Origin of the sequence: Methylobacterium oryzae (genome assembly GCF_036441375.1) — a bacterium.
GTDB lineage: Bacteria > Pseudomonadota > Alphaproteobacteria > Rhizobiales > Beijerinckiaceae > Methylobacterium > Methylobacterium oryzae_A.
On record NZ_MLCA01000003.1, the window covers coordinates 39429 to 53116 of the forward strand.

Sequence of the window (13688 nt, forward strand, 5' to 3'; positions counted from 1 at the left end):
GCACCGCGCCGACCCTCACGCAACAGCCCGGCCAAGGCTTCACGGGCAAGCCCCGGGGAACTGGACCAGGAACGCCTGTCGTCACGTGCTCACCCGCTGCGTGCCGTGCGGTGTCGCAAACGCCTCGGGCGCGCGCGCGGTAACTCGGGCGCGCGCGCGGTAAGAGGCCGTCCTGTAGCAGGGCCCTGTTCTCTTGTCCTTGGGAGCGGTTCTGAGCAACACACAGAATGAGGTGAACTACGGAGGATAGCCAAAACCAGGGAGACGCTTCGGAGTTGGAGGAGCGTCGCGAGAGCACCCTTGGATTTAGCCATGCCGACCGAGCTGCACGATAAGGCCCACATTGATGTCTTCGACCGCGCCGCCCGTGAGCATTGGGCGCTCCGCTTTGGGGTGACAGAGGAACGCCTGCGCAAGGCCGTGCGGATGGTCGGCTCCCGCGTCGCCAGCGTCGCAGCCTATCTTGGCCAGCCCGCCCGGTGACGGGGCTGACCTTGACCCAGCAAACTGGTCCGCGCTGAGCGCAAGTTTTTCGGGCATCTGGAGTTGACCCTGTTTGTGGTCCACGGCCTATACAAGTTCTCGGGCTGCGACAGCTTGGTTGGCGAAGGCTGGGGGCGTCAAGCCGCCCAGGGCCGTATGAGGTCGATCTTCGTTGTAGTGGCACCTCCAGTCCTCAATACGCTCGCGGGCATCGGCTAGCGACAGGAACCACGAGGCGTTCAGACATTCTGCCCGTAGGCGGCCGTTGAACGACTCGATGTAGGCGTTGTCGGTCGGCTTGCCCGGTCGGGAGAAGTCGATCTCGACCCCGTTCAGGTACGCCCACTGGTCGAGCATGCGCCCGGCAAACTCCGGTCCATAGCACATCGGGAAGATGGCTCGACGGTTCTGGGGCGGCGCGCGAAGCCATGCTGAGCGCAGCGCGCCGCCCTGGGCGGTCATGGCCGACCGGCAGGTCTCTAGAGTGACGGTGTTCGAAGCCTCATTCCGGAGACGGATCGACCATGACCAGACCAAAGCTTACGCCGCCGGCCGGCGTTCTCGTAGCCATCGACATCGCCAAGGCCCGCAACGAGGTCCTGATCGAGGTGCCCGGCTCCGGCCGACGACGCCGGTTGAGCGTCCTCAACACCCGCGCCGAGCACGACCGTCTGATCGCGCTGCTGTCGAACCTCGGTCAGCCGGTGACCTGCGGCTTCGAGGCCACCGGCAACTATCACCGCCCGATCGCCTGGCGCCTGCTCCAGGCCGGCTTTGCCGTGCGCCTGATCTCCTCCGTGGGGCTCGCCCGCACCCGCGAGGCCCTGCACAACGGCTGGGACAAGAACGACCCGAAGGACGCCCAGGTCATGCTGCACATGATCCGCATCGGCGCCTCGCAGGTGTACCACGACCCGCTCGCCGCCGGCATCAACGACGTGCAGGAACTGTCCAAGACGCACGACGCCGTTTCGCGGGCCAAGACCGAGGTGCTGCATCGGATCCTGACCCACTACCTGCCGCTATACTTTCCGGAGGTCGACCGCTTCCGCCACAACAGCCGCTCGGACTGGTTCTTCGCCTGCCTAGATCGCTTCCCCACGCCCGCCTGCATCACCGCGCTGAGCAAGGAGGCCTTCATCGCCGCCGCCTGGGATAGCGCGTACGCCATGGACCTCGCGACTTCCGCATCGTCGGCCGCGGTCAGCACGCGCATGAGGCCGGGGATCGCGACCGCAGCGTCGGGTCCGATCCTGTTCAGAGCATATCCGCCCCACCGGAGGACGTCGGGATCCCGGACCGCTGTCAGGGCGGCTGCCAAGACTTCCAGATCTGCCGCGCCCGCATGCCATAGCAGGCCGGCGAGCCGTCGATGGTCGACCGCTTCTCCGGCATCGTGCAACGCTTCCCCAAGCCCTGCGACCGGTCCAGGGGCGATCTCCGGCCCGGTGCCGACGTCGATGAACCGATCCAGCAAGGCGGTCGCGTCACCGAAACTCCCGTCCGCGACCTCCCCGGCGTTCGGCACCGTCAGGTGCGCGACCAACCTGCCTCGCACGATCCTGAACAGGAGGAATTCCTCGGGGGTGAAATCATCCCATCGGGTGCCTGGGGCGTTGCCCGACGGACAGTAGAGATCGCCGGAGAACCAGGAGGCCGGCACAGGCGTGTCGACCTCATGGACGTCGAGCATCCCGATCTGCCGCCTCGGTCGCTTGCTCTTGATGCTCGGGCCAAAATCGTCTTCCGCCTCTCCGCCGAACCCGTGGAGGTAGAGATTCTCTCCTACGATCGCCCACTCTGCCGTGTTGCCTCTGTAGTTTGCGGTGCTGGTCGTCCGGCTGAATTCGCAGCAATCCCAGCACGGGTGCCCGGGTGGCAGCAAGGAAACCATTGGATATAGAAAATACGACTTGGAATTAAAATCTATTCTGTCAGGGATCTGCCGGGTCATCGTTGATGCCGTCACTGCTCCGCAATCTGCGTCGCGGAATTATATACCTCGCGCAGATACCTCGATCGTTCTTGAGGCGCTTGGGATCAGGCTACCATCGCGCGATCGGGGCAAGCGCCCTGCCGCGCTTCGCATCGCTACGCAAGCCCGCCACGTTCCGCCCGCGCTCCGGAGACTGGATCTGATCCCCGAACTTTCCGATCTGGAGGCGCGCCGTATCGCGCTGATGGCTCAGGGCTTCGATTCGCGTCGCCGTCCGCCGGCGGTCGGTGCCGCCGCCATGCGCCGCGAGATCGGCCGGCTGGGCCTTCTCCAGATCGACAGTGTGAACGTCCTCGTCCGCGCCCACTACATGCCGCTGTTTTCGCGCCTGGGCCCGTACGATCGCGGCGCGCTCGACACCCTGGCGATCGCCCAGTCGGAGTGCTTCTTCGAGTACTGGGGCCACGAGGCGTCCCTCCTGCCCATCGGCCTGCATCCCCTGCTGCGTTGGCGCATGGAACGCGCCCGCGGCGGCCGCGGCGTCTGGAGCCGGCTCGAACCGTTCGCGGGCGCGCGGCGCGCGGAGGCCGACGCTCTGCTCACCCGCATCGAGAGCGGGGGCCCCCTGGCGGCGTCCGACGTGTCGGGCCCGAAGGCATCCAAGGGCATGTGGAACTGGAGCGATGCCAAGCACGCGCTCGAATGGCTGTTCTGGGCGGGCCTGGTCGCGTCGACGCATCGACGGGGCAGCTTCGAGCGCGTGTATGACCTGCCCGAGCGGGTGCTGCCCCGGGCCACCCTCGCACGACCGACCCCGGATCCGGTGGACGCCCGGCGCGAACTTGTCGCACGGTCCGCGGCGGCGCTCGGCGTGGCGACCGCGAACGACCTGCGCGACTACTACCGCCTCTCGCCGGCCGATGCCCGCCTGCCCATCGAGCAGCTCGTCGAGGCCGGCGTCCTCGTGCCGGTGCACGTCCGCGGCTGGCAGCAGCAGGCCTACCTGCACAAGGATGCCCGGCCCGGACGCCGGCACGCTGGCGCGGCCCTCCTCTCGCCGTTCGACTCGGTCGTCTGGCACCGCCAGAGGACGGAGCGGCTCTTCGGCTTTCGGTATCGGTCGGAGATCTACACGCCAGCGCATAAGCGCGAGCATGGCTACTACGTGCTGCCGTTCCTCATGGACGGCGCGCTCGTCGCCAGGGTCGACCTGAAGGCGGACCGACGGGCCGGGGCGCTGATCGTCCTACGCGCGCATCGAGAGCCAAGTGCGCCGGCGGCTACGATGGAGCGGATGCTCGCGGAATTGCGATTGATGGCCTCGTGGCTCGGCCTGTCCGACGTCGTGATTTCGTCGACAGCCGGGCTGTAGAGCCGCGATCACCGGGTCAGTTCTTGGACGAACGACCGGGCGGCGATGGAATAGCCGGCGGACCCCAGGCTACGCGCCGCGCCGGGCCGCGGACACCGCCTCGGCCAATGCCGGGAAGCCGCCGCGCAGATCGGCCGCCGTCATCCAGTACCCGGACCGCCCGAAGACCCGGTTCAGTTTGGCCTTGCGGCGCGCCCCCTTCGTCCAGGGAAGATGCGCGTCGGCCGCCGGGTCGATCTCCAGCACCAGCATGCGCTGCCGCTGGATCTGCATCGGCATCACGCTACGGATCGTCTCCCAGGGGATCCAGTCGGTCGACAGCCTGCGATCGTAGATCCCCCGCGGCCCGACGGACACCACCGGTTTCGACTGGAACAGCTTGGGGAAGATCAGCACCGCGCAGAGGCCGAAGAACGCGACGCCGGCATAGGCCTCGAACTCGGCGAAGCTTCCGGGCGTCACGGCCGTGCGCCCGATTGTCGGGTGCGCATAGATCAGCCAGCCGGCGAAGGCCGTGAAACCGACGGAGGCCAGGAAGAGGCCGATGGTCCGCCACGGCGAGCGATGGATCTCGACGACATCCACGTAGGCAAACTCCGCAATGCGATGGGCTGACCTGCGCCACGTCGCTCCTCGGGAGAGCGATTATCGCCCGACCGAAGGCGATACCGTAGCCGATGTTGGGCGATTTCCTGCATGACGCGGTCCCAGAACGCCTCGGTGCGAACGCGTTCGAGGTGGTTCTCCACCTTGTTCAGGCAGGCCTGGACGAAGACGCATCCGCCGCGACGGCCTCAGCGCGGATCAGCGGGGCGGCATTCCTGGCCTGGATCTGCTCGACAATCAGGAGGAGGTGCGCGCGATCCTCGGTCTTACGCGTGGCGCGGCCGGAGCGTCCGCTTCGGAGAACACGGTGGTGTGCCCCGAATGGCCGGATTGGGCGCCAAGCCGAACGTCCGGTCCTGCGCGAGCTGACGATCCGGCGTGACGTAGTCTGGCCGAAAGCGGCCGGTCTGCTTCAGAGAAGAGTATCGGCGAAGCGGTCGTCTGCCTCTCCGTCGTCGCGCACAACCCGATCTTTCAGGGTGAATTCAAGCGTGGCTTCGGGAACTCCAGCGGGAAGTTGTTGAGCACGCGCCAGAGCTCGTAGCCGATAGAGACGGTCTCCATCCGGATCCAGCCCCGCACCTTTGCGCCCAGCGGGATAAAATCGGCGTCGGGCCACGCGGACCGGTCGGGGTCTTGTTCGACCAGCACGCGGAACAGGCCGCTCTGTTGCGCCGAGGGGTCGACGGCACGCACCCGCCCATCGAACATGCCGTGGGCCACCGACGGCCAGCCGCTAAACTGGATGGCCGGCCAGCCCTCGAAGGCGAGTCGCACGCTCTGGCCGGGCCGGATCAGGGCGACGTCGCGCCCGTCGACCATCAGCTCGACGACGCGGTTCGGCGCGAGCGGCGCGAGGGTGGCCAGAGTGTCCCCTGCATTGACCAGCGTGCCGGCGGCCGCCGCGTTGATGTGCAGGATCCGGCCGTCCCTCGGCGCGCGAACGAGCTGCGCCGATTGGCGGTTCACGGCCACTTCGAGCCGGGTGAGCTTGACCTTGGCGTCGGCCAGCTTCGCGCGCTGCTCCGCCACGCGGATCTGCGCGGCCTCGAAGTTGCGCCGCGTCACGAAGCCCTTGTCGGCGGCCTCGCGCGTCTGGCTGACCTGGCTCTCCGCAACCTTCACCGCCTGCTCCGCCGCCGCGATCTCGGCCTCGATCTGCTCCCGCTCGGCGGCGAGCCGCTTCAGCAGAAACGGATCGTTGTCGACGAGACGGGCGATCGGATCCCCCGCGCGAACCCGCTGGCCATCCTCGACGTACCAATGCTCCACACGACCCTGGACCAGGGCCGTGACCGTCTGCACGCGGTCGGCGGGGTTGGGGGCGATGACGCGCCCCGTCCCGGCCGAGGTCTGCACCCAGGGCACGTACAGGAGGACTAGGACCGCGAGGCAAATCCCGATGCCGATGATCCAGGCCAGGACGGCCGCCACTCGGGGAGGCCGGATCGAGGTCAGGGTCGGGAAGTGATGGATATATTCAGGCCGCGACAGCACGGGTCCCCTCCTGCAGCTTGGCATTGTCGAGCCGGTCCTCACGCTCGGTGGCGCGCACATAGCCGTGCGGGCCCAGCCGGATCTGGTCGTCGTGGACCGGCTGTGGGGGGCGCCGGGTGACATGCAGCACCGTCGTGCCTGCCTTCCGGAACCTCGCGAGCGCCGCCGCGACGCGATCTGGTGGCAGCAGATCGAGCAGCGTCGACAGGACGACGAGTTTCGGCGGGTGCAGAAGCGTGGCGGCCAGCTTCAGCGCGACGGCCTCACCTGCCGAAAGCGGCGAGCCGGAGGCGGACAGCGGCGTGTCGAGGCCGGAGGGCAGGCGCCGGATGCGCTCGGCCAGTCCGACACGCTCCAGGCACTCGTGGATCTGAGCGGGACACGGCCCATCGACCGGCGACAGGTACTTGCGGATGGTCGTCTCGACGAGCGTCGGCCGATCCAGAATGATGATCTCCGACCGCAATCCTTCCGGAGCGAACGCCGCGACGTCGGCTCCGCCGATCATGATCAACCCGCGCTGAGGCCGGATCCCCCGTTCGAGGAGCGCCGCGATCGTCCGCTCAACCCCGTCTCCGGCAGCCACGGCGACGATCTCACCGCTCTCGACCGAGAAATCGAAGCGGCAGCCATCAGCCTCGACATCGCGCAGGCACAGGTTTCCATTGGCGGGGCCAGGGCCGGTCCACCCATCCCCGTCCGCCGGCTCGATCCCTTCGAACAGCGACAGTTCGTGGAGCGCCGCGACGAGGTCGTAGAAGGTCCTCGCATGGGAGCCCAGCTGCGAGATTCCGTAGAAGGCCCCCGACAGGACGAGTTCCGCCGCCACGAGTTGTCCGAGCGACAGCTGCCCCTGCAAGATGAGCCATCCACCCATCGCCAGCAGGGCGGCGCTCGCGACCGCGTAGACAACGAGGAAGCCGACGGCCTGCGCGAAGGTGTGGCGGAAGTGACGGCGATGCGCGCGCAGGTAGGCGGCTGTCGTCGCTTCAGAACGCGCCATCGCGGTCGAGCGTTGACCAGCGCGCTTGTAGAAGCCGTTCGAGGTGCCGACGCTCTCCAGCCAGCGAGCCGTCTCGTGCTTCGCATGGCTCAACGCCGCGCCGGACCGGACCGCCGGCCCTGCCCAGAGGAACCCGATGCCGAGCAGCACGGCGGCGACGACGAGATTGAAGGCGAGAAAGAACGGATGATAGAAACTCGTCAGGACGAGTCCGATCCCGGCTTGTAGAAGGATCGCGAAGCCGCCGACCAGAAGATGCGGGACCGCTTTCTGGACCGTCATGAGATCGAAGAAGCGGTTGAACAGGTCGCGGCGCCCTGCGTCGTCGAAGTGCGGGTTTCTGGCGTGGAGGGCACGCAGGGTGATTTCCGCGACGATCCTCGCGAAGACGCGTCGCTCGAACAGCGCAAGCACGTAGAGCCGCGCGGCGCTGAGCATGGCGGCGGCGAGCAGAAGCCCGAGCAGAAGCCCGGACAGGACGAAAAGGGGCGCCGGCAGGGCCGTGTTGGCCACCGAGTTGATCAGGAGCTGCACCGACACCGGCACGGCGAGGCCCAGGAGCGCCACGGCGACCCCGTAGACGGCCGCCGTCCAGACGAAGCCCGCCTCCGGTTTCAGAAGGCGAGTGATGAGCCTGCAGGCTTCCGCGAGCGTCAGGGGCGTCTGTTTCGCATCCATGGGGCGAGGATTCTCCAATTCGGATCGCGGGCAGGCGAGAAGGGGCACGGCTCCGACAGGGTGCGGGGCATGGCTTGAAGACGCGGGAAACCCTCGCGGCGCGGATGGCGCAGGAGCGCGGGGCCGACCCGGAACACCCGGCTCATGCGGGCTCGAGCCTCATGGGGTTGGATCGAAGCGACCGGCGGTCCGATGAAGGGCGTGTGGCGGATGCCGGCGAGATGCACTCAGGTCCGAGATCGCACGCGCGGTCCGCCATGACAGAGGTGCACGGCGGACCGTGTTGATGCCGACGTTTGCTGGACAGCCAGCCGACCGGCCGTCGCGTCGAGGCGATGCTCCCGCTTCAACAGCGGTAGCCGCCCGACGTCTGCCCGTACTGCTGCACCGGGAAGTGCTGCTGGTCGGCGTTGCCTTCCTGAGCCGAGCTTCGACGGCAGCCGCCGACGGTGGTGGTCAGGACGTCCTGCGCGAAGGTCGAGCCGGTCGACAGCCCGTCCCAGGTCGTCTGCGGAAGGGACCGCGTCGGAGTGCCCGCACGCAGGTCGGCGAATGCGTTCGAGAGCGGCGCGACACAGAGCACGGCCGCGACCGTCACGAGGGATAACTTCTTCGACGCCTTCATCGCTTTTCTCCAATCAGATTTACGGTCGTGACGACCTGTCCGTGGATCGAGGCTGGCCTGAACACCGCCGCTTTGCGGAGCAGTTCCGCCTCATCCACGCAGATAGTTTGGAGTCTGACGGTTCGATGGACAATCTCGCGGGATCAATGGCGCCCATTGCGAAAATAAATGCGAAGAAACGCACCGATCAAGACTGTCGATATTTAATCCCTGTCGGATACACGCCGTCAAACACCGATGTGTGTTCCGTCACATTCCTGCACTGCCGCCCGTGACGATTTGGCGGGAGCTTTAAGCCGGAGCTTGAGATCCGAACCCGGTGAGCTGATGTGACGACGATGCCGGGCCCGCCGTTGCCATTCGACCTCGACCTGCTGCGCACCTTCGTCGCCATCGTCGACAACGGGAGCTTCACGCGCGCGGCCAGTAGACTGGGCCTGACGCAGTCGACCGTGTCGCTGCAGATCAAGCGCTTGGAGGACGGTATCTCCCGCCGCCTGTTCGACCGGGACGGCCGGGAGCTCAAGCTGACGCCCGAAGGCGAGGTTCTGCTCACCTATGCGCGGCAGATGCTCAAGCTCGGTGGCGAGGCCCTAACCCGAATCGTCACGCCGGAACTGACGGGCCTTGTCAGGCTGGGCACGCCGGAGGATTTCGCGACCACCCACCTGTCGGAGGTCCTGGCGCGTTTCGCCCGCGCCCATCCGCAGGTCGCGCTCCAAGTGAATTGCGACTTCACCGTCAACCTGCTCGACGATTTCTCGAGGGGCAAATACGATTTGATCCTGTTCAAGCGCGAGCCGCAGGGTCCGGGCGGCGGGACGAGGGTCTGGAGGGAGGTGCTCGACTGGGTCGCGTCACCGCGTCTCGTCGCGGAAGCCGGTGGCCCGATCCCGCTCGTCCTCTCACCGGCACCGGACGTCTATCGCAAGCGCGCGCTGTCGGCCCTCGATGCCGCCGGACGCGATTGGCGCATCGTCTACACCAGCCCGAGCCTGGCCGGATTGCAGGCCGCCGTGCAAGCCGGGCTCGGGGTGACGGTGTTGCCGACGGAAATGATCCCTGCCGACATGGTGACGGTCTCCGGCCGCCTAGCACTGCCTAAGCTGCCCGATACGGAGATCGTCCTCTACCAAGCGCCGGGCCAAGTCTCGCCGGCGGCGGAGTTGTTGTCGTCGACGATCGTCGCGGCCCTGGAGCGGCGCGTCGTGGCCCCTGCAGCCATCGTCCCGTGAGGGCCATCGAGGCCTGCGACCAACGGGAAGGTTTGCCGCGCTCGCGCCGTCAGTCGGATCCCTCGTCGGGGATGTTCAGGAGGTTGCCGCAGGCCTTGCAGTGCACGGCGTCGGGCTCGTGGCGCTGCAGCCCGCAGGCATGGCAGGGAAAACGCACCTTGTAGGGTCGGAACACCACCTGGGCGAGGCGGAAGAACAGCGTCACGCCGCAGATCATCACGAAGACCGAGAGCAGCCGGCCGGTCGGCCCCGGCAGGGTGATGTCGCCGTAGCCCGTGGTCGTCAGAGACGTGACCGTGAAGTACAGCGCGTCGACCGGCGTCTGGATGGCCGGGTTGTGAGCGTGCTGCGTGGCGTAGACGATGCCCGTCATCGTGAACACGAACACCACGAGGTTGGTCGCGGCCAGGATCGCGTCCTCGTTGCGTCGGAACAGGTCGCTGTCCTGCCGCAGGCGCTCCAGCAAGTGGTAGGTCCGAAGCAGGCGCAGCGTGCGGAGGATGCGCAGGAAGCCGACGCCCTCGACCAGCACGGGAGCGAGGAACGAGGCCACCGCCACAAGGTCCGTCCAAGTGCTGAGGTGGCGGAACTCGCGCAGCGGCGCGCGGCTGATGAACAGGCGGGCGGCGAAGTCGAGCAGGACGCACAGGCCCACCGCCACGTCGCAGGCGACGACCCACGGTATCAGGGGCAGGAACGAGGTGACGACCACGAAGGCGATGGTCGCCACGTCGAACACCAGCAGGGCGTAACGGAAGCGGTGCGCGCGTCCGGTGTCCTCCTCGTAGAGCTCGCGCAGCGTCGCGGTGAACGTCGTCATCGGTCGTATGGCCGGAAGGGGCTGGATCTCAGGAATCCCGCGCGATGGCGTAGCCCGCCACGGCGCCTTCGGCATCACCCGACAGCCACGACAGCAGCATCAGCACGCCCATTCCGAGGAGCAGGACCCCGGTGAGGGCGAGGACGAGGTCGGAGAGACGGCCGTCGATGGCGCCGGGACGACGCCTAGGGAACTGACGAGGCATGGTACTTCACGCGGTTCTGGCAGGCCGAAGGTGCTCGCCGCAGCTTGATCGAGCGCGACCGTTCCCGGCTCAGCGATGGGACGGACGGGCCGGGGCGAGCCGCAGGACCAGCGCGCCGGCGGCCATGCAGGCCAGCGAGCCGAGCAGCACGCCGACCTTGGTCTCGGCCTCCAGCTCGGGTGCGTTCGCGAAGGCGAGCAGGCCGATGAACAGGCTCATGGTGAAGCCAACCCCGCACAGGAGCGAGACGCCGTAGAGCTGCCACCAGCCGGCATGGGCCGGGCGCTGCGCCAGCCCGAGCTTCACGGCGGCGAGGAGGAAGCCGAACACGCCGACCTGCTTGCCGGCGAACAGGCCGAGCGCCACGCCGAGCGTCACCGGATCGAGGAGCATCCGCGGCGTGATCCCCGATAGCGACACGCCCGCGTTGGCGAAGCCGAAGACCGGCAGGATGAGGAAGGACGACCAGGGATGGACCGCGTGCTCCAGGATGTGCAGCGGTGAGGTCGGGTCGTCCGGCTTGCCGACGCTGAGGCGCAGAGGGATGGTGAGCGCGAGCAGCACGCCGGCGACGGTCGCGTGAACGCCCGACGCAAGCACGAACATCCAGAGGACGACGCCGAGGAGCAGGTAGGGCCACAGGCGCGCCACGCCGGCCTTGTTGAGGCCGTAGAGCACGGCGAGCGTCGCCGCGGCCCCGCCCAGCATCGGGAGCGACAGGTCGGCAGTATAGAAGAGGGCGATGATCAGCACGGCCCCCAAGTCGTCGATGATGGCGAGCGCCGTCAGGAAGATCTTGAGCGAGACCGGCACACGCGGGCCGAGGAGCGCGAGCACGCCGAGGGCGAAGGCGATGTCGGTGGCGGCCGGGATGGCCCAGCCCCGCAGCGTCGCGGGGGAGTTCCAGTTCACCGCGCCGTAGACGAGGGCCGGGATGGCCATGCCGCCGAGCGCAGCCAGGCCCGGCAGCACCCTGTCGGGCCATGTGCGCAGGCGCCCGTCGAGCACTTCGCGCTTGATCTCCAAGCCGACGAGCAGGAAGAACACGGCCATCAGCGCGTCGTTGATCCAGTGCAGGACGGAGAGCGGGCCCAGATAGGCCTTGAGGGCCGCGAAGTAGGCGTCCGCCAGAGGCGAGTTTGCCACGGCCAGTGCGAGCGCGGCGCTGGCCATCAGGACGAGGCCGCCGCTGGCCTCGCTGACGAGCATGTCGCGCAAAGCCGACAGGCGCGGGCGAGGCGGCCGCGGAATGACACGGGAGGGGGACGACACGGGCGCAGGTCTCCGGCGCTGGCGGCCCGACCAGCGCTCGACCTGCCGGTCCGACCTCCGGACCGCGCACCCTGCGCGGGCTATCGCATCGTTCCAGGACAGGCACAACCCTCGTCCGCGCGGATCCCCGCACGGAGGAAGCTTGCAAGGCGGCCCTGGAATCGAGACCATTCGGAACTATCGCGAGGATCGAAAGTCAGTCGCCCAGCGAACCAGGCCCCGTCTACTCTCAGAGTGAGGCGGGGACCGTCGAACGGCCGGTATGGGCACCGCGCTGACGAGGCAAAGGCGGGTATGTCCTCTCTCGAGAATCGTGCGATCGCCCGAGCACGACTTGGTCGGGTCCTGGCTGTGCGGAAACGCTGTCGCGCAGGAACAGGCAGTAGCGGCGCTGAGGACGATGGACGAGCGGGGTCTCAGGCCCTCATCGCGGCAAGCAGGGTCCGGGCACGCAGGGCGTTGAGCACCCGAGTCAGGTTATAGGTCGGGACGTGCAGCGCGATCTCGCCCGAGACGCGCGGCAGGTTCTTCGTCAGGAAGTGCGTCAACCCCAATCTGGCCTCTGAGCGTGCCGAAGGGATGCTCCACCGTCTCGCGCCGCACCCAGGAGGGATCCGCGCCGTGAGAGCTGCCACCGTCACCGAACTGGTGCTGACCGCGCTGCCTGGACCGGCGCATGCTCAGAGGTGTCAGGGTGTCGAGGTGCGCGTGAACGCGCAAACCGCGACGCTCGTCTCCGCCGTCGGCGGCACGATCGCCGGAACGCAGGCCGCGCTCATCGATCAGGAAACACCCGAGCGCGCTCGGCTCGTGTCGGCCACCCGGGGGCGCACCGGTCGGCCTGGTCGTCACCGCTCTCGGCTTGGTCGCGGAGGTGGAGCAAAAGTTTATCCGGGAGCGTCAGCGCGGCGGCATGGAGGCGGTCAAGGCCGCCGGCGTCTGCGCGGGCAAGGGCCGGCTGCGCTTCATGCCTCAGGAGGAGAACTGCCGCCGCCACGCAGCACGGGAGGGGCCGACAGCGATCACCCACGCCCTCGAGATTTCACGCTGACCTGACCGGTCTTTTGGACCGCGCCGATTGAGAGGCTACTGCACGTCCGCTGCCATGGGCAGTCGGATAGCCAGATCTGGTCACGTCGATCCTGAGCGGGCTGCGCACGCATTTAATGGAGCCGGAGGTGTTCAAGGAATTCGGTGCCGAGTTCACCCGCGAGGTCAACCGGATGCGGATCGAGCGCGGAACCGACCTCGAGAGCAAGCGCCACGAATTGGGCTGCGCGGCGATCTCGCCGGCATCCTGCGGTTTGCGGCCAACAAGAAAAACCCCGGCTTCCTGTCGGAGGCCGGGGTTCTGGATGACTCGCTGTCGCAAGGATCGTTGGTTGCGGGGACAGGATTTGAACCTGTGACCTTCAGGTTATGAGCCTGACGAGCTACCGGGCTGCTCCACCCCGCGCCAAGTGTCTGCGGATGATCCGCAAGTGTGTTCGGCTGGTCCGGGCGCGCCGGCTCTTGTGAGCGTAGGCGGTATCCGGGGTCGGATCGGTGATGGTGATGAGGGAATGTGTGTCTTGCGTTGTGCGGGTCTGGCGGCGACCGACTCTCCCGTGTCTTGAGACACAGTACCATGGGCGCTGGCGTGTTTAACGGCCGAGTTCGAGATGGGATCGGGTTCTGGGCACGCCGCTCAGGCCACCAGACCGGCGCAACGCAAGTGTTTGGCACTGGGCGGCGCAGGGTGCTGCGCCGGCGAGTGCTCAGTTCGGCAAGCAGGCAGCGGATCCGCTGCGGGTCTTTCTGTTTCGTGTGTCTCTGGCTTCGCCAGCCTTTGCGGCTGCCGAACCAGTCCGGACACGGATCACGAGAGCGATCAAGCCAATCGGGCGATTAGTACCGGTCGGCTCAACGCGTCGCCGCGCTTGCACCCCCGGCCTATCGACGTGGTCGTCTTCCACG

12 protein-coding genes, 1 tRNA gene, 2 rRNA genes and 3 pseudogenes are annotated in these 13688 nt (G+C 67.5%); 6 read left to right on the forward strand and 12 right to left on the reverse strand.

Features of this window, described 5'->3' with window-relative positions; translation table 11 throughout:
* The first annotated feature begins 312 nt into the window (after positions 1-312).
* Complete coding sequence (locus tag MOTC310_RS09685; protein WP_132369300.1) at positions 313-483, forward strand: DUF3606 domain-containing protein; 171 nt, start codon at positions 313-315, stop codon at positions 481-483.
* 87 nt (positions 484-570) lie between these two features.
* On the opposite strand, the pseudogene MOTC310_RS09690 reads toward MOTC310_RS09685, so the two are convergent.
* A pseudogene (locus MOTC310_RS09690) lies at positions 571-861 on the reverse strand (integrase core domain-containing protein); the annotation flags it as partial.
* A 146-nt stretch (positions 862-1007) separates the two neighbouring features.
* On the opposite strand from MOTC310_RS09690, the pseudogene MOTC310_RS09695 reads away from it, so the two are divergent.
* Positions 1008-1640 (forward strand): annotated as a pseudogene (locus MOTC310_RS09695) (IS110 family transposase); the annotation flags it as partial.
* A 669-nt stretch (positions 1641-2309) separates the two neighbouring features.
* Positions 2310-3791 (forward strand): winged helix-turn-helix domain-containing protein, encoded by a 1482-nt coding sequence (locus MOTC310_RS09700; RefSeq protein WP_331301619.1) that lies wholly within the window; start codon positions 2310-2312, stop codon positions 3789-3791.
* A gap of 69 nt (positions 3792-3860) precedes the next feature.
* Here MOTC310_RS09700 and MOTC310_RS09705 read toward each other — a convergent pair whose 3' ends face one another.
* The 4 genes from MOTC310_RS09705 to MOTC310_RS09720 form a co-directional block, all read right to left on the reverse strand.
* Positions 3861-4376, reverse strand: coding sequence for an STM3941 family protein (locus MOTC310_RS09705; RefSeq protein WP_331294215.1), 516 nt, complete (start codon positions 4374-4376; stop codon positions 3861-3863).
* Positions 4377-4871: 495 nt separating this feature from the next.
* Entirely contained in the window at positions 4872-5831 is a 960-nt protein-coding gene (locus MOTC310_RS09710) for an efflux RND transporter periplasmic adaptor subunit (RefSeq protein WP_331301620.1), read from the reverse strand.
* A gap of 46 nt (positions 5832-5877) precedes the next feature.
* Positions 5878-7575, reverse strand: a complete 1698-nt coding sequence (locus MOTC310_RS09715) for an ABC transporter ATP-binding protein (RefSeq protein WP_331301621.1) — start codon at positions 7573-7575, stop codon at positions 5878-5880.
* A 346-nt stretch (positions 7576-7921) separates the two neighbouring features.
* The gene (locus tag MOTC310_RS09720; protein WP_331294227.1) at positions 7922-8200 is read right to left on the reverse strand and encodes a hypothetical protein; all 279 of its coding nucleotides are present in this window, start codon (positions 8198-8200) and stop codon (positions 7922-7924) included.
* 338 nt (positions 8201-8538) lie between these two features.
* On the opposite strand from MOTC310_RS09720, the gene MOTC310_RS09725 reads away from it, so the two are divergent.
* Positions 8539-9435: a LysR substrate-binding domain-containing protein gene (locus MOTC310_RS09725; protein WP_331294237.1), complete on the forward strand. Its 897-nt coding sequence runs from the start codon at positions 8539-8541 to the stop codon at positions 9433-9435.
* A 49-nt stretch (positions 9436-9484) separates the two neighbouring features.
* On the opposite strand, the gene MOTC310_RS09730 is transcribed toward MOTC310_RS09725, so the two are convergent.
* The 4 genes and pseudogenes from MOTC310_RS09730 to MOTC310_RS09745 form a co-directional block, all read right to left on the reverse strand.
* Positions 9485-10255: a potassium channel family protein gene (locus MOTC310_RS09730; RefSeq protein WP_331301622.1), complete on the reverse strand. Its 771-nt coding sequence runs from the start codon at positions 10253-10255 to the stop codon at positions 9485-9487.
* Between the two features lie 28 nt (positions 10256-10283).
* Positions 10284-10460 carry a hypothetical protein gene (locus MOTC310_RS09735; RefSeq protein ID WP_331294229.1) on the reverse strand — a complete coding sequence of 59 codons (177 nt, stop codon included), beginning with the start codon at positions 10458-10460 and terminating at the stop codon, positions 10284-10286.
* A gap of 69 nt (positions 10461-10529) precedes the next feature.
* The gene (gene nhaA, locus MOTC310_RS09740; RefSeq protein WP_331294230.1) at positions 10530-11732 is read right to left on the reverse strand and encodes a Na+/H+ antiporter NhaA; all 1203 of its coding nucleotides are present in this window, start codon (positions 11730-11732) and stop codon (positions 10530-10532) included.
* A gap of 416 nt (positions 11733-12148) precedes the next feature.
* Positions 12149-12335: pseudogene (locus MOTC310_RS09745) on the reverse strand (IS5/IS1182 family transposase); the annotation flags it as partial.
* A 271-nt stretch (positions 12336-12606) separates the two neighbouring features.
* Between MOTC310_RS09745 and MOTC310_RS09750 the strand changes: the two are divergent.
* Together MOTC310_RS09750 and MOTC310_RS09755 are read left to right on the forward strand one after the other, a co-directional pair.
* The gene (locus tag MOTC310_RS09750) at positions 12607-12783 is read left to right on the forward strand and encodes a hypothetical protein (RefSeq protein WP_331294231.1); all 177 of its coding nucleotides are present in this window, start codon (positions 12607-12609) and stop codon (positions 12781-12783) included.
* A gap of 127 nt (positions 12784-12910) precedes the next feature.
* Entirely contained in the window at positions 12911-13141 is a 231-nt protein-coding gene (locus tag MOTC310_RS09755; protein ID WP_331301623.1) for a hypothetical protein, read from the forward strand.
* On the opposite strand, the gene MOTC310_RS09760 is transcribed toward MOTC310_RS09755, so the two are convergent.
* The 3 genes from MOTC310_RS09760 to MOTC310_RS09770 form a co-directional block, all read right to left on the reverse strand.
* Positions 13112-13188, reverse strand: a tRNA-Met gene (locus MOTC310_RS09760). The two genes, MOTC310_RS09755 and MOTC310_RS09760, sit on opposite strands and share 30 nt — an antisense overlap.
* A gap of 128 nt (positions 13189-13316) precedes the next feature.
* Positions 13317-13432 (reverse strand): 5S ribosomal RNA (gene rrf, locus MOTC310_RS09765).
* Between the two features lie 166 nt (positions 13433-13598).
* Positions 13599-13688, reverse strand: a 23S ribosomal RNA gene (locus MOTC310_RS09770); the annotation flags it as partial.